Source organism: Stieleria sp. JC731 (assembly GCF_020966635.1).
GTDB lineage: Bacteria > Planctomycetota > Planctomycetia > Pirellulales > Pirellulaceae > Stieleria.
Map to the genome: position 1 here is coordinate 235,620 of NZ_JAJKFQ010000011.1, position 16,112 is coordinate 251,731.

Genomic DNA, 16,112 nt, shown 5'->3' on the forward strand with positions numbered 1-16,112 from the left:
CTGACGGGCGTTTCTTGAAGCTATTTAGCTAGCCGAGTAGCAGGCTTTAGCGTTTGCGAAGGCTATCGATCGGCGTAAACCATCGTGCTTTCTTCTTTGGCCACCTGAACGGCCGACTGATCGCTGGCAACGATCGCTTTGATCAGGTGACGTCCGGGGGCACCGCCTTTGACTTTGAGTTGGTAAACAACTTCGTCATTCGCTTTGAGCAACGCTCGCGGTGCGAATGTGATCACGCCGTTACCTTGGCTGGTGAAGTCACCCTGTTCGGCAATCTGCATTTGCGGCGGCAGCTGAACAGCGACGTTGACGTTGTTGTCGTCTCGCGATCCGGTGTTGGTCACGCGAATTTCGTACGTGGTGACTCCGCCGACTTCGATCGGATCCGCCGTGTCGGCGATCGAGAACGTCAGCTCGGCAAGCGAGTCGACGACGACTTGTGATTCGGCCACGGTTTGCTGTCCGAGGTCCGCACGAGCTTCGCTGCGTAGGACTCGGTTTCCTTCTTCGACCGGCAGCAATGTGACTTCGACTTTGCCCCATTCGCCAGCAGGAAGTTTTTCAAGTGACCAGAACACCGCGTGGCGTGCCGGGTCGTATTGGCCTTCGTAGTTCGTTTTGACAAACGTGAATCCACGATCCAGTTGCATGCTCAAGTCAACGTTGTCCGCGGGCGCGGTTCCAACATTGTCGATTCGCAATTCGTACGTCGCTTGGCGTTCCAAGTAACGTCGCGACGGACCCGCCAGCGACAGTTGCAAGTCTGGTGCGATGACGTTGACCGCGACCGTGTGTGTCGTCTCCAATCCGTCGTCGCCTTTGACGCGGATCGTGTTCTGAATCATGCCGGCTTTGACAGCCTTCATGCGAAGAATTTGTCGACGAACTTCACCCGGACGAAGCGCTCCGATCATGTTGTCGAGCTGCTTACCAGCTGGGTGGCTTAAACCTTCCGGTACGTCTTCTTGCAGCAGCACGCCGGTCGCTTCACCGCTACCTGGGTTGCTGACTTCGAGTTCAATTTCGAGCTGTTGTCCGATCAGTACTTCTTCAGGTGCACGTTGGATGACCTTCAGTTCCGGACGTGTGCTAACGGTGCGAACGCCTGCGGCCGCTTGGAACGCGACTCTCGCAACGCTACCGAGTTCACCTTCCTGTTGTGGAGTCAACTGAAGCGTAATCGTGCGTTCTTGTCCTGCTTCCAAATCACCGAGTTCCCAGTACAGCTCGGGCTGATATTTCGGGCTAGGTGTGGGTGTCGCATCGGTTAGGACGGTGCCCGTCGGAACTTGGTCAAACACTTGGACATTCAATGCTTTGGCATTTCCGACATTGCGGACCGTGATCACGAATGACGCTGGCTTACCAACTTTGACTTCCTGTGGGGCCCGTTTTTCAATGACGACCGACGGAGCTTGTGGTCCGTCCAGATTGCGCCCGCCAGGAGAGGCCATCGTCGCGCCGGAGACATTCTGCGCCATGTCCTGCTGACGTTTGAAGCCTGCGGGATGATAAACCGAACTGTTCGCTGGATTGGTCGACGGCAATGGCGGCAACGGTTGTGCGTTCGCATAGCCAGACGGCATTTCTGATGGCATCGAACTGCCACCAATCGTCGCCGTTTGCGGTGTGCTCATCCGCATATTGGGAGCATCGAAGCCATTCGATGCCGCATTGTTTTGCATCGGCATTCCCTGGCTTGGGGAGCCTTGCAATGAAGGGTTCTGTGGATTGATGTCACCCATGCCATAGGACATTGGTGATTGGCCCGCAGCGGCGCCGTTGTTTGGTTGCTCGGCTGAAAAGCCTTGTCCTGGGGAGCTTGGGTTCGGGTAACCTTGGGCCGGCAACGCAAAATCGGGTGTGGCTGTCGATCGTGGTGATGCCATCGCGTTGGCCGGTGGCATGTTACCAGCAGGGAGGCCTTCGGAAGGAATTTCGAATTGTCCCGCGGTTTGTGCGTATTCGACATCGCTACCATCGGTGCCGCCGACGATTTTCGGTGCCGATGCAAATCCGATCGTTGCAGACGAAGCATGGTTCTGCTGCGAATTCATCGCGGGGTTGAAGCCAGAGTCGCGATTGATACGAATTGTGCTTGCGGGGGCTTCGGCAAGGCGGATCGCTTGATTTTCGTTGCCGGGCAGGACCGGTGCCAGCATCGACGATGGTTGTGCCGAGGCCGCGTTCGCGGTATCAGCCAATCCAGGTGTTTCGATAGGTGCAAAGTCCGCTTCGTTGTGATACTCGGACCCGCCGTAGCCATTCATCGAGGCGGGGGAATCAAAGCCCTGATTTGAATCGTTTGGTATTCCGGTGTTGCTGATCGTTCCCGCGTATTTCGGGCTTCCTGCGAACGCAGTATCGGTGGCTGGTCCGCCGGAACGCAAGTCGTTGACTGGCTGTTGCGATGGATCGACGTTGGGAGCAGCTTGCGCGTTAGGCGTGTCAGCGATTTGAATCGAAGACATCCGTGCTTGGCCGAGCATGCCGACGGCAAAGCCTGGGCCTTGACCGGCATCGGCGGAAGCCGCATCACCTTCGTTGTCGTACTCCACTGGCGGAGCTTGCAAGCGCGCGTCTGCAAACTGTGGTGCAGGCGGTACGTTGCTTGAATCCATCGGTGGGACTTCATCAAACGAAGGTAGCTCCATCGTCGGTCCAGAAGACATCGATGGGGCTGACGCAGATGATGACGGCAGCTCGTTCGGCAATCCCATCACGCTCGATGGGCCGGCCGATTGAACCGTTTCGGTGTGCTGCACCAAGCGGACGGAGCGATCGTTTCCAGGATCCTGATCGTCAGCACTAAACGGTTTTAGCGCTGAAGCTTCATCCGGGTCCGCACTGACCAGTTGCTGTGAATCGGCGAAGTTATTGGAATCGGACTGATTTTCATCCGATGCGAGATCCGATAACCCAACCGGCATCACTGGTTTAGCTGGGGGGATGCTTTCTTCGGTCCACGCCGATTCTGTAGCCGCGAGTTTCTCTTTTTGCGATTGGGCAGCCATAATGGCTCCCGTCAAAATCGTCACTACACCTGCGGCGAGTCGAACGCCAAACGCTTTCATGGGTCACAATCCGTTGGTGAAAAAACCGTCCTGGTCCTTCTTGAAATGTTGGCTTAGCAAAAAGTCAGCTTAGATGGAAAGTGCGGTTGCTGGTCAACCGATCGCGTTTCCTGCAGGACTGCCGGTCGTGGGGCATGATTCTGGATCAATTACCGACTTCGAACTCGCGTTCTTCTGCCCATAACCAGCCGTGCAAGATCGTTGCAGCGAGGGAACTTTGGGGACGGGACCTCTGGGGCCGGGCAAGTGGTTGCTGATACAGATTGTTGGCGGTAGGGGAAAGTTGGAGCACAATGAGGGGTTGCAGTATTTGCAGAATACCCCGCTTGTGAGCTGCCATTCGTTTCGGTTCAGCGGGTTCCTTGCTATCATGTAGAGACCCTCCGCGGTTTTTGCCGCCCACTCCCTCCTCCTCCACAATCGCATGAAAGTCGCACCGTCATTCCGGTGGCCTCTGCCACAGTTGTTGCTTTTCCTTGCAGCTCTGGTTTCCCTTCCCCAAGTTGGCTTTTCGCAAGGGAATGAGCCTGAGAGATATGAGCACGGGCCGGATTCCCAAATCCGTGACTCGGTTCCCCATGGCAAGGTCACTCAGCACGTGTGGCTTGAAAGCAAAGTGTTTCCAGGAACCAAGCGTCGCTACAGCGTTTATGTCCCCCAGCAATATGACGGCAAAACACAAGCAGCATTGATGGTGTTCCAGGACGGTCACGCATTTGAAGGCAAAACTGGCGATTTTCGTTTGCCGGTCGTATTTGACAATTTGATCGCGAGTGGCGAGATGCCCGTGACGATCGCTGTGATGATCGACCCGGGATACCTCAGTGAGCTTCCGGAGACTCGCGGTTGGCGTCCTCGGCCTGAGAATCGGGCTGTCGAATACGATTCGATGAACGGTGATTACGCTGAATTTTTGTTGACCGAAATCTTGCCCGAAGTGGAAAAAGATTATGTCATCACAGACAACCCTGAACTTAGAGCCATTTGTGGGAACAGTTCGGGCGGGATTTGTGCTTTTTCAGTCGCTTGGCATCGTCCCGATCAATTTCGCAAGGTGCTCAGCCACATCGGCAGCTTTGTTAATATCCGGGGTGGTCACAACTACCCTGCCCTGATCCGCAAAACTGAAGCAAAGCCTCTGCGAGTCTTTTTGCAGGATGGCGAAAATGATTTGGATAATCAGCACGGAAATTGGCCGCTTGCCAACAAACAGATGGCAAAAGCCCTTGAGTTCGCTGGCTACGACTACAAACTGGTATTCGGCACCGGAGCTCACAACGGAAATCATGGTGGTGCGATCTTCCCCGATTCGCTGCGTTGGTTGTGGCGGGGATGGCAGGAACAGAAGCCCTAATGATACGACAAAACGATTTGGCCAGAACAGATTCAGAACTCGATTCGCCGCGGCTTCCCAGTGACTCGGTGGCTGGTGGCGAACGCGCGATTCCATCTGCCGTCGATGACGCATTGAACGAGGATGTCTCCTTCTCGGTTCCGTTCGTCCATCGTGTTAGAACGACGTTGGAACTTTCCGGTGACGACTTCGACGTCCTTTTGGATGTGCTGTCGCCAGGTGGAGCGGGGCCGGCGAAGGTCTTGTTGATTGCCGAACGCGCCGTCGCGACCTCGAGCGATCATGTTCAGGAGATCGCCGATCGCTTGGACGGAAGTCCCGAAGTCAGCTTGGTCGAACACGCGATGCTCCTCGAGGGTGGTGAAGCGATCAAGAACGGTTCCGACGGTGTCGAGGCGGTGCTTTCCAGGATCAACGACCATGATCTTGATCGCCGTAGCTATGTCATTGCCATTGGCGGCGGCGCCTTTTTGGATGCGGTCGGCTATGCGACTGCGATCGCTCATCGTGGCATTCGGCTGGTCAGGATCCCGACCACCACATTGGCCCAAGGTGACAGTGGTGTCGGTGTTAAAAACGCCATCAATTATTTTGGCAAGAAGAACTGGGTCGGAACCTTTAGTGTCCCCTGGGCGGTCATCAATGACGCCGCGCTGCTTGAATCGCTATCCGATCGAGACTTCTACAGCGGTTTCAGTGAATCGGTCAAAGTTTCGTTGCTAAAGAGTCGCCAAGAATTCGACTGGCTATGTGAAAACGCAGAAGGAATTCGTGGTCGCGATATGGATATCGCCACGCGAGCGATCGCGGTCAGTTGCCGCTTGCACCTTCGACACATTACCGAAGGTGGCGACCCGTTTGAGATGCTCGAAGCACGTCCGTTGGATTTCGGACATTGGTCGGCGCATAAGCTGGAACCGATCACGAATTACGAAATTCGTCACGGGGAAGCTGTCGGGATCGGTGTCGCAATCGACTGTTTCTACTCGCACCTCAAGCTTGGGTTTCCGCTCGGTGACGTGCGACGAACCTGTCGTTGTTTGTCGGCGATGGGGTTACCGCTTTGGCATGACTCGTTGTCGCCTCTGGATCGCTTGTTGGGAGGTCTCGAGGAGTTCCGTCAACATCTTGGCGGACGATTGACGATTACGATGTTGCGTGGCGTTGGAGATAGCGTCAACGTTCACGAAATTGATACTACGGCGATGGCAAAGGCGATCGAGATGCTGCGTCAGGAAGTTGACGCATTGTCTGTTCGATGATCGGCCTGCCGATTGGTGGATAACTCGAGCCATCGAATCAGGGATGCAAGACGAACATCGCAACGCGTATTTGATCGGCGTTCTCTTATTGGCGATGTGGCTGATTCGAATCGTGGACGCAACGATTCCCTACGATCTGAATGTTTGGGGATTGGTCCCGCGCACGCCTTCGGGGCTGCTTGGGATTTTGACGATGCCGCTACTGCATGGAGGAATGGTTCATTTATTCCGCAACACAATCTCGCTGGCATTGTTGCTGTTCATCGTCAGTTGGACTCGTCGCAACCCGTGGCCCGTCATTGGGATGACGGCATTGTTTGGCGGTAGTTTGTTGTGGATGCTTGGTCGTCACGCGACGCACGTCGGTGCGAGCGGATTGGTGTTTGGATTGATTGGCCTGCTGATTACCAGCGGATTTTTGCACAAGCGATTGGTCTCCGTTGCGGTCGCGATCGTTGTCGGCATCCTCTTCGGCGGCACATTGTTATGGGGAGTTTTGCCACTCGGTAACGGTGTGTCGTGGGATGGTCATCTCACTGGGTTGCTAGGTGGCATCGCCGCCGCATTCGCCGAGCATCGATTGGAGCAGCGAAAGGGAAAGAGGTGAAGAGAGTGCGGAGGGGCGTCACGGATACAAAGAGAGAGAGACGTCACGGCGGAGCGTGACGGGTACAAAAGGAGTACCCATCACGCTCCGCCGTGATGCCAGCAACCGATTCGTTAACCCGGACGCCGGTAATGCGCAAACCGGTTTAATTTCAAATTCGCCCGACTCGGATTGTTTTCGATATAAGTTCGCAAATACTCGAACTGCTGCGGACTACGAACCAAGTGATCAAAACCATCTTGTTGCCAAAACCGCCCTCGAGTCACACATCTTCGATTGATCAGGCGAGCGGTGTAGTGCTTCCACGATTCGCATTGTGAAATGCATTGAATATTCATCTTTCATTGCAACCAATAAGTGAACGTGATTCGGCATGATCACAAAGTTACTCAAGATGTATCGCTTCTCATCAAAGTGTAAAAGGCTCTCGCGAACATCCTGTGTGTTCTCCTCCGCCGCCAGTCGACATTGGCCGCAACAGCGATCGAGATTCTCATGCCAGCGACGTGAAAACGTTCGATGGAATTCGCGTTGCGTCTGACGACTCAGACGCTTGAGCTGCGTCTGCCAATCACACTTACGCCAATCAATTCCGTGGTTCATCAACCATGAGGCTCTCTCTTCCTGGAAATGATGAATCGTTTCCGCCGGCAGGGAATCATGTGTTCGAAAGGTGATAAAACAGACGACGCCTGGTTGACTCCAATGCGGCAATTTTCGATCAACAATCGAGACCGGCTGGTCGGGGTCAAAGCAATGCAGTTCGTCCATTGGAATGGCTGCCGCTGATAGTCAATTTCTGAAGAGATTTTTGATGAGGACAGCGAGCTTAACGGATGTAAGCTAAGAGTGCCAAAACATCTTCGGTGAAAGTTGAATTGAGCAAGCTAGCAATGAGACTCGCGTCACGACGGAGCGTGACGGGTACAAAAAGAGTACCCATCACGCTCCGCCGTGATGTTTGGCAGCTGACAAATAAAAAAACGCCCGGAACAGTTTTGCTCCGGGCGTCTTTGATTTTGTTGGATGACGAAATGTAGTCTTAGTACATGTCGTGATCGCCGCCGTGTCCTTTGGCACCATCTTTTGGCTTTTCAGCGATCAATGCGTCGCTGGTTAGCAATAGAGTTGCGACGCTGGCTGCGTTTCCAAGAGCGGTACGGGTAACCTTGGTCGGGTCGATGACGCCGGCTTTGACAAGGTCTTCGTATGTGTCGGTCAACGCGTTGTAACCACCGTTGCCTTTCATCGCAGCGACTTTCTCGCAGACGATACCACCGTCTTGACCGGCGTTGGTCGAGATCATGTGCAACGGAGCGCGGCAGGCGCGAAGGACGATGTTGTAGCCAACCTTTTGGTCGTCGCTTAGGTCGTCCGAAGGCTTGACGCTAGCGCTAGCTCGCAGCAGCGCGACACCACCACCAGGAAGGATGCCTTCTTCGACAGCGGCACGGGTTGCGTGAAGGGCGTCTTCGACGCGAGCCTTCTTTTCCTTCATCTCGCTTTCGGTCGCGGCGCCAACGTTAACTTTGGCAACACCACCGGCCAACTTTGCCAAACGCTCTTCCAGCTTTTCGCGATCGTAATCGCTGGTGCTGTTTTCGATTTCGCGGCGGATTTGGTCGATACGAGCTTTGATGTCGCTGCTCTTGCCGGCACCTTCGATGACGGTCGTGTTGTCTTTGTCGACGATGACCTTCTTGGCGCGGCCCAATTGTGGCAGGTCAACGCTTTCCAGTTTGATGCCCAAAGCATCGAAGATCGCTTGGCCACCGGTCAGAATCGCGATGTCTTCCATCATGGCTTTACGGCGATCGCCGTAGCCAGGTGCTTTAACAGCGCAGATGTTGAACGTGCCACGCAGGCGGTTGATCACGAGGGTCGCGAGTGCTTCACCATCGACGTCTTCGGCGATGATCAACAAAGGCTTGCCTTGTTGGACAACCTTTTCCAGCATCGGAACCATGTCCTTGATGCTGCTGATTTTCTTTTCGAAGACCAGGATGTAAGCGTCTTCAAGAACGCATTCCATGCTGGTGCTGTCGGTGACGAAGTAAGGCGACAGGTAGCCGCGATCGAACTGCATCCCTTCGACCCACTCTTGTTCGGTCTGCAGGCTCTTGCCTTCGTCGACAGTGATCACACCGTCTTTGCCGACCTTGCTCATCGCGTCAGCCAACAGTTCACCGATTTCGCGGTCGTTGTTGCTGGCGATGGTCGCGACGTCAGCCATTGCCGACTTGTCTTTGACCTTGGTGGCCATCGAGTGCAGTTTGGCGGTGATGTCGCTAACGGCGCTTTCGATCCCTTCTTTCATTTGGATCGGGTTCACACCAGCGACAACTGCCTTAAGGCCTTCGTTGAAGATTGCTTCGGCCATGACGGTTGCGGTCGTGGTACCGTCACCAGCAACGTCGCTGGTTTTGCTGGCCACTTCGCGAACCATCCGAGCACCCATGTTTTCATAGGGGTCTTCAAGATCGACTTCTTTCGCAACGGTGACACCGTCTTTGGTAACCGTTGGGCTGCCAAAGCTCTTTTGAAGGATGACGTTGCGGCCTTTTGGGCCCAGGGTAACTTTGACAGTTCGAGCCAATTTGGAAACACCGCGGCGAATCGCTTCGCGTGCTTCCTGGTCAAATGCAATGATTTTTGCCATGGAATATTAGCTTGATAGGTTGTTTGAGGGATTGTTCGTTTTGGTTGTCCGTCGGGCGTCAACGCCGACAGGCGTGACTACTCGACGACTGCCAAAACGTCGTCTTCACGCATCAGCAAGTACTCGGCACCGTCAACTTCAACGGTTTCGCCTGCGTAGCTGCTGAATAGGACGTTGTCGCCTTCTGACAGTTGGCTTTCGCTACGGCTACCATCGTCCAATAGCTTTCCAGTGCCAACGGCGACAACCGTTCCGCGGGCTGGCTTTTCTTTTGCGGAATCAGGCAGAACGATGCCGCCAGCGGTTGTCGATTCGCTCTCCTCTCGCTGGACCACAATGCGTTCGCCAATCGGTTGAAGACGAACGGATGCCTTTTTCTTGGTGGCAGTCGCCATGGTTGCGGATACCTTCTGTAAAGTGCGGGGAATGTGACTGACAGTGTCTTATGTTTCACTGCGACAGATGATCTGCCGTATCGGAAACGCTGTCTTTGGGGGGCTAATCGCTTGGCTCCGTACCGGGCAGGTCCCGATCGGGCTGGACCGCGATTTTCCGCTCCCTGTGCCTTGGCAGCAACCCTACAGTGGAGGCGCCAAGATGACAGTTCGATTCATCAGCGGTGCGGGAGAGCAAACGCTGTGCCAGTTCAGTGTGCCTGGTCGCGATTGAGATCTCTGGAATAGCCGACGAGCCGGTGATTTGCGGTGTTTTTGGAAATCCCAGGCCTTTTGGAATTCGGTGTGCCATTTATCACAATCGATAGCTGACACACCGTGGCAGCCATGCGGGACGTGCGACTCGGAAGGCAACTTCGGGGGGAACGGCCCGCTCGACAAAATGGCAGGGCATTCACCAGCATCGTTACGACCGGCCAATCGGAGTCCATGGGGCTGTCCGCTCACCGGCTCAGCCCACCCGCTTTGACGACCAGCGGGCCACCGCGCTGCGAAGGCGGGTTGGAAGTGCGAAGGCGGGCTGGAAGTTCGTGTTTACAAATGGCGGCAAACGCCTGTTGTTTTGGTCCAAAGATTGCACTCGCTGATGCGAATAACGTCGTCTGCCTTCTCTGACACGTTTGCTTAACTACAAACATCAACGATCCAATTCCATCTAGTGATCAACGAAGATGATCTACGACCCACTCTATTTTCTGTTTGCCATACCACCACTGCTGCTGGCAATGTTTGCTCAGTGGCGAGTCAAATCGACGTTCCAATCGATGTCGCAGGTTCCCGCTCGGATGACAGGCGCCCAAGCAGCGCGAGAGATGCTTGATGCGGCGGGTTTGCAACAAGTCGGTATCGAACGTGTCTCCGGACATTTAAGCGACCACTACGATCCGCGGAGCAAAGTGCTGCGACTGAGTGATAGCGTTTATGGTCAGCGTTCAATGGCTGCCGTCGGTGTGGCCTGCCACGAAGCAGGACACGCATTTCAAGACGCAAAAAACTATGCACCTCTGACCATTCGCAACGCTGCGGTTCCGGCTGCAAACTTCGGCAGTAGCATCGGGGTAACGTTGGCGTCGATTGGGCTTCTGCTTTCTGCGGTCCCGCTTGGGCGAATTTTGTTGCTCGCAGGGATCGTGTTGTTCGGATGCGTCGTGTTCTTTCAGCTCGTTAACTTGCCGGTGGAGTTTGATGCCAGTAACCGTGCGCGACGTCACATGGTGGAGGACAACATTATCTCCGCCAATGAAGAACGCTATGTTGCCAAAGTGCTAAACGCGGCCGCGCTCACCTATGTGGCTGGGACACTGCAGGCCGTCATGACACTGCTTTACTTTGTGCTCCGTTTTATGGGCGACAGACGTTAGTGCTTCGTTCCATACGAAAATACGGGTTCGGGTCATCAGCCGATGAGCGTTAGCACCGGTTATTGCACTGAAACCGTGGCTAACGCCACACGGCTAATCAAATGAGAATACGAGTTCGGGTCATCAGCCGACGGGCGTTAGCACCGGTTATTGCACTGAAACCGTGGCTAACGCCATACGGCTAATCAAATGAGAATACGGGTTCGGGGCATCAGCCGACGGGCGTTAGCCCCGGTTATTGCATTGAAACCGTGGCTAACGCCATACGGCTAATCCTAAAATCGAGCTTGAACAAAGCGTTAGTTGCCTTTAAGGCGACTGTGGAAATCACAGCCGCCTTTTCTGTTGCCGGTACGATCATCAATCGCTACTTGGGATTCTTTGGGTTCAGCGGCAACACGTTTGCTCGTTCGGCATACGCTTGCCACTTCTCTGAAAGTTGCTTAGCGATTTCAGGGTGCTGATCGGAAAGGTCTTTTTGCTCGCTGCGATCCTGGGCGATGTTGTACAGTTCCCATTGTCCCTTGGCACCTTTGGCAACCAGCTTCCAATCGCCTGATCGTATGGCTCGGTTGCCTTCGTGTTCCCAGTAGATAGCGTCGCGTTTGATGGTGTCGCCCTTGAACGTTGGAACCAAGCTTTTGCCTTCCATTGGCTTGATGGATTGGCCATCGTGTGCGGTCGCTGGGTAGTCGGCACCTGACAGTTCGACAGCCGTGGCCATTAGGTCAACCAAGTGACCGGGAGTCCTTTCCAATTCACCGTGACGTTTCAATCCGTCGGGCCAATGCACGATCAGTGGCGTCGAGATTCCGCCTTCGTGGGTGAAGTGCTTGAACTGACGAAACGGCGTATTTGAAACCGTCGCCCACGCTTTGCCGTAGCCGATATAGGTGTCAGGCGGTCCAGCCATGACGCCTTTACCTGTGCGTACCGGATAGCCGTCACGAGTCTGCTTGGGTTGCATGTCTGGTTGCAGAAATGAATCGGCAAGTGGAGAAAGGCTGGGTGAGTCGGCTCGTGGCGTACCGTTTCCGCCACGTCCGTAGTTTTCTGCGCAGCCACCGTTGTCTTGAAAGAAACAGATGACGGTGTTTTCAAACTGGCCGGTCTCTTTGAGCGATTCAACGATGCGGCCGATGCCTTGATCCATCGAGTCGATCATCGCGGCGTAGACTTCCATATTGCGTTTGTCCCATTCCCAAAACTCCGTTTGTTTCGCATTTTCCTCAATCGGAAACAGCTCCGTTGAATCGGGGGTGATCAGGCCAAGCTCGATCATTTTTTGGTAGCGGGCTTTTCGAATTGCGTCATAGCCTTCGTCATATTTGCCTTCGTATTTCTCGATGTCTTTTTCCAGGGCATGCATTGGCCAGTGAGCCGCAGTAAAGCTGACGTACATAAAGAACGGGGCTTCGCCGTGATCGAAATGGTGTTCACGGATAAAGCGAGACGCGTGATCGGAAATCGCATCGGTGTAGTAGTACTGTCCGTTGGGAAAGTCGTCTTTGCCGTATTCTGGATCGCTATACGGAGAGATGAATTCGTTGTCTCGGGTCAAAGTGTTGGGATCGTAAAAGCTTCCCGCGCCGTGGATGGTTCCGTAGAAGCGATCAAAGCCTCGTTGTAACGGCCAGTTGTGCTTATCCGATTGGGTCAGTGGTCGCGTTGTTTTGGTGACGTGCCATTTGCCACTGATATATGTTCGATACCCGGCCGGTTTCAGGACTTCGGCGATGGTGACGCAATTGCGGTTCAGGTCGCCCCGATAGCCGTCGTGCCCACGATCGTTCATCATGTGGCCGATACCGGCTTGGTGCGGATAGAGCCCCGTCAAAAGGCTCGCGCGAGTCGGGCAGCAACGCGCGGTATTGTAAAACTGTGTAAAACGGATTCCGTTGGATGCCAGTCCGTCGATCACCGGTGTGTTGATCTCGCTTCCATAGCAACCGATGTCAGAGAATCCCATGTCATCCGACATGATCCAAATAATGTTCGGTCGTTCGGCAGCATGGGCATTGGTGCAGCCGAGTAGAAAGCTGCCGCCGAGTAAAAACAGGAAGCAGCACAGCTTGGCTGCGTTATTATTGAGTTGTCTCATCGGTATCTGTTGGTCGATCGGATTGGGCTATCAAGGCAAATCCACGTGGGTTGCCATGATAACCATTCGCTTCGGTCGAGACGTTTTCCAAAGCGATAAAACGCCAGAACGTCTATTGGACGATTTGGCTGGGGAGTTTCGCTTGCAGCACAGCTACGAGCGCAAGCATGATGATCAAGATCAACGCAACGACGACGCGCGCTTCCCAGCGGTCTTTTCGTCGGTTGTCGCTTGTCGATCGGACGCGCATCCCTCGGATCCATAAGACAAATGAGGAACCGATCATGATGGTCAGGACATTGATCGAACTGACAATAAGCGGGCCGATGATCGGACGACCTTGGCTGACTGGTTGCCAAATTCCGAAAACAAGCTGCAAGCCTGCAGTCGAAATCGGTGGAACGAGAGCCGCAGCGATCGCCGCACCGGCAAGTGCGGAAGACAGATGGCTACGCGTTCTTGCGTAGGCGGCCGCCATTCCGCCGACTAACCCAACGCAAAAGTCGATGGGTGACGGATTGCATCGAGCCCACATTTCGGTCGCACGCGAAGGCGAAAGGTCCGGCCTGTCAAAGAGCAAGACTAGCCCGCCGAACAACATGCTTGCCGCGATCGCACCGACGAATCCAAGCCCGATCGCACAAAAGGCCGTGCGAAATAATGGTCGATTGCCCAATGTGATTGCCTGCCCCGCTCCCAGAATGGGCGTCATCAAAGGGGCGATCAACATGGCACCGATAATGACAGCGGCACTATTCTGTAATAGACCAAAGGCCGCTAGCACACTTGCGGCGCTAATCAGTCCCAAGAATTCAAAGCTCGGCTTCGAGCCGCTTTCGATGTCTTCCTGTAAGGCGATTCGTTCCGAACGTGTCAGTGGCGGAGTGATGGAATCTGTCCAGCGGCGAAAACGGGTGACCAAGCTTGGCACCATTGATTCGCCTTCGCGGACCAGCAGCACGGAGGTTCCGAAATCGTGATCGAGCAGTCTTAAGCCGGAGCGATAAATGATGTTCTCCTTTTCGACCGAATCGACATAGAGAATCAGCAGTGTTTCCGGGTGGCTACTTTCGTCCTCGAAAGAGTTTCGTACGACATCAAGCCGCTGGCCGAAGTCCATCTCTGCCGGTGGTGTTGTGTGCAAAGCCCAGCTTGACGGATGCATTCCGAGCAATCGCATGCTGACGCGATTCGTTTCGCGATGCCCGATTTCAAAGCCACCGACGACATGTGACTCGTCCGTCGGAGGACTCGCCGCAGGACACAACCAGGCCACCGGAAAGGTTGACGTTTCGAAGAGCTTTTTTTGCCAGTCTTCATGCTGGTCGGCATGCAGGAGAATGATGACTCGCGAACCGGCTTCGACGCAAATCTTCAATACCTCATCAACAGACTCAGCCGCCGACAGGACTTTTGTGCTGCCCTGATTCTGGCGTTTGAATTTCTCTTCAAGGATCGACTGAGCGTGTCGACGTAGGATCTCGGTGTTTTCGCCGACCACGATGGGTTGGATTGGTGCGTCGAGAGACTCGGCAAAGACGGTTCCCCATTCCGATGCGATTCGGACATGTTCCTCTGAATGAATCAGAATCGTGACGCTCATAAATCGGCTCTCGCATCCTGCATTGGATCATCGTTGAAGGCTGGCAAATCGGTTGAACAGTCTACCAGTGCACGCTTCTTTCCCCAATGCACCAACCTTGTCTTCTAACGTAGTGGATCTTGTCAAAGATCCTTGTCATGGATCCACCAAATTGCATCGCGAACTGCGATAGCTGACCGAAGGAGTTGCCCCTATTCAGATCCATCCGTTGATTGGCTTGGCGAAATCAATACCCGATGGTTTTCCGAATCGGAAACAAAGAATCGGTCGATGCCTTTTCCATCAGTCAGTACCGCAGTGCCATGGGGGCGTTTCATTTTTCCTCCAACATGAAGCGTCCGGATGACGTTGTTATTTAAATCGACATATCGCATCGCGTGGTTCTCGGTATCAACAATGAGCAGGTTTCCTTGGGAGTCAACACCGATGCCTTTGGGGCCGCGGAAGGTCGCGTGCAGCGGGTTTGCACCGTCGCCATCGTGGCCTTGCTTTCCGGTTCCTGCGATACGGTGGATTGTGTTCGCGCTGCGGTCGATTCTCCAAACGCTATTGCCTTCACGGAGCACCAGCCAGATCGATTGATCATCAATCGCAAGTGATCGCGGGCCGAAAAGAGAAACTTGATCGATCGCCGCGCCTTCTTGAGGAAGCTTTTTCTTTCCGTCGCCGCTGATGGTGTTGACGAGTCCTTTGTCTAGATCGATACGGCGAAGTCGATGGTTGCGAGTGTCAGCAACGAGGACTGTATCGTCGCCTGCTAGGACGATGCTATGTGGTTGATCGAAAGTCGCTTTTGCCGCGGGCCCATCGTCTCCTGAGAAGCCTGCGACGCCTGTCCCGCCGACCGTCGTGATCTGACCGGACTTCGCATCGATGCGTCGAACGCAGTGGTTGAAGGTATCGGCGACAAACAAATTTCCGTGACTATCCGCACGAATCTCATGCGGCTTTCGAAACGTTGCTTCGATCGCCGGACCTCCATCCCCGCTATAGCCTGCTTCGCCTGTACCCGCGAACCTAACGATGGAGCTTCCGTCGCGTGTGCATTTCCAGATCGAATGATCATCGACCGTGCTGAAGAAGATCGCATCCGGTGTGACTTCGATCCCGTAGACATTTCGAAGTGCAATTTCTTTTGGAGGTGAAGGTTTGTCTGCCGAAGGTGAGTCTGCTCGCCCCGTCCCTGCAAAACTGTTCCACGCGATTGAATCTTGGTCGATCAATTGTTTGATGTGGTCGTCACTATCGCACGTCGAGGTCCACGCGATTGCCAGTAGGACGCAAAGGCAATGAATCCGAACCGGGAGGTGATAGAACCGACGCGGAATTGTGAGTCGGGAGGGCATGACGATTTAGACCAAAAGAGGGGCCGGCGGGTGGTGTTCCGGACATCATTCATCAGGCCCGGATTTGTGTGATCAGTCTAACAAGTTTGGGGGTGTCGGATGGTTTTCTGGGCCAGTTGATATCGAACTCAAGATAGAGTTGAATTAAACTACCCGTACTCACACTGGGTAAGCGTCTGGAGGCCACGTTTAGCCTGCCTGACACTTCGTTTCGCAATGAAATATCCCACCGACCTGCGATCCTTTCCCACCGAAACAGTACCGATTGCTTGATTGCGATTGGCTAACTC

General features: G+C 54.3%; 10 protein-coding genes. 4 read left to right on the forward strand and 6 right to left on the reverse strand.

Annotation, left to right across the window (positions count from 1 at the left end; all coding sequences use genetic code 11):
- Positions 1–62: 62 nt before the first annotated feature.
- Positions 63–3,074, reverse strand: coding sequence for a DUF11 domain-containing protein (locus LOC67_RS17950; RefSeq protein WP_230264046.1), 3,012 nt, complete (start codon positions 3,072–3,074; stop codon positions 63–65).
- 424 nt (positions 3,075–3,498) lie between these two features.
- Here LOC67_RS17950 and LOC67_RS17955 point away from each other — a divergent pair, with 424 nt between their 5' ends.
- From LOC67_RS17955 to LOC67_RS17965, 3 genes are read left to right on the forward strand one after another with little or no spacing between them, the layout of a single operon-like run.
- Positions 3,499–4,428: an alpha/beta hydrolase gene (locus LOC67_RS17955; RefSeq protein ID WP_230264047.1), complete on the forward strand. Its 930-nt coding sequence runs from the start codon at positions 3,499–3,501 to the stop codon at positions 4,426–4,428.
- Entirely contained in the window at positions 4,428–5,690 is a 1,263-nt protein-coding gene (locus LOC67_RS17960) for a 3-dehydroquinate synthase (protein WP_230264048.1), read from the forward strand. The genes LOC67_RS17955 and LOC67_RS17960 overlap by 1 nt, the downstream gene beginning before the upstream one ends.
- A gap of 43 nt (positions 5,691–5,733) precedes the next feature.
- A complete protein-coding gene (locus LOC67_RS17965) occupies positions 5,734–6,297 on the forward strand; it encodes a rhomboid family intramembrane serine protease (protein ID WP_230264049.1) in 564 nt (187 codons plus the stop codon).
- 1,042 nt (positions 6,298–7,339) lie between these two features.
- On the opposite strand, the gene groL is transcribed toward LOC67_RS17965, so the two are convergent.
- Both groL and groES read right to left on the reverse strand, forming a co-directional pair.
- Complete coding sequence (groL, locus tag LOC67_RS17970; RefSeq protein WP_230264051.1) at positions 7,340–8,956, reverse strand: chaperonin GroEL; 1,617 nt, start codon at positions 8,954–8,956, stop codon at positions 7,340–7,342.
- A gap of 77 nt (positions 8,957–9,033) precedes the next feature.
- Positions 9,034–9,351, reverse strand: a complete 318-nt coding sequence (groES, locus tag LOC67_RS17975) for a co-chaperone GroES (RefSeq protein ID WP_230264053.1) — start codon at positions 9,349–9,351, stop codon at positions 9,034–9,036.
- 731 nt (positions 9,352–10,082) lie between these two features.
- Here groES and LOC67_RS17980 point away from each other — a divergent pair.
- On the forward strand, positions 10,083–10,772 hold the full coding sequence (locus LOC67_RS17980) for a zinc metallopeptidase (protein WP_230264054.1): 690 nt from the start codon (positions 10,083–10,085) through the stop codon (positions 10,770–10,772).
- A gap of 367 nt (positions 10,773–11,139) precedes the next feature.
- Here LOC67_RS17980 and LOC67_RS17985 read toward each other — a convergent pair whose 3' ends face one another.
- The 3 genes from LOC67_RS17985 to LOC67_RS17995 all read right to left on the reverse strand — a co-directional run bounded on the left by LOC67_RS17985 (position 11,140) and on the right by LOC67_RS17995 (position 15,822).
- The gene (locus LOC67_RS17985) at positions 11,140–12,873 is read right to left on the reverse strand and encodes an arylsulfatase (protein ID WP_230264055.1); all 1,734 of its coding nucleotides are present in this window, start codon (positions 12,871–12,873) and stop codon (positions 11,140–11,142) included.
- A 112-nt stretch (positions 12,874–12,985) separates the two neighbouring features.
- Positions 12,986–14,476, reverse strand: a complete 1,491-nt coding sequence (locus LOC67_RS17990; RefSeq protein WP_230264056.1) for a DUF389 domain-containing protein — start codon at positions 14,474–14,476, stop codon at positions 12,986–12,988.
- A gap of 191 nt (positions 14,477–14,667) precedes the next feature.
- Positions 14,668–15,822 (reverse strand): hypothetical protein, encoded by a 1,155-nt coding sequence (locus LOC67_RS17995; RefSeq protein ID WP_230264057.1) that lies wholly within the window; start codon positions 15,820–15,822, stop codon positions 14,668–14,670.
- Positions 15,823–16,112 lie beyond the last annotated feature (290 nt).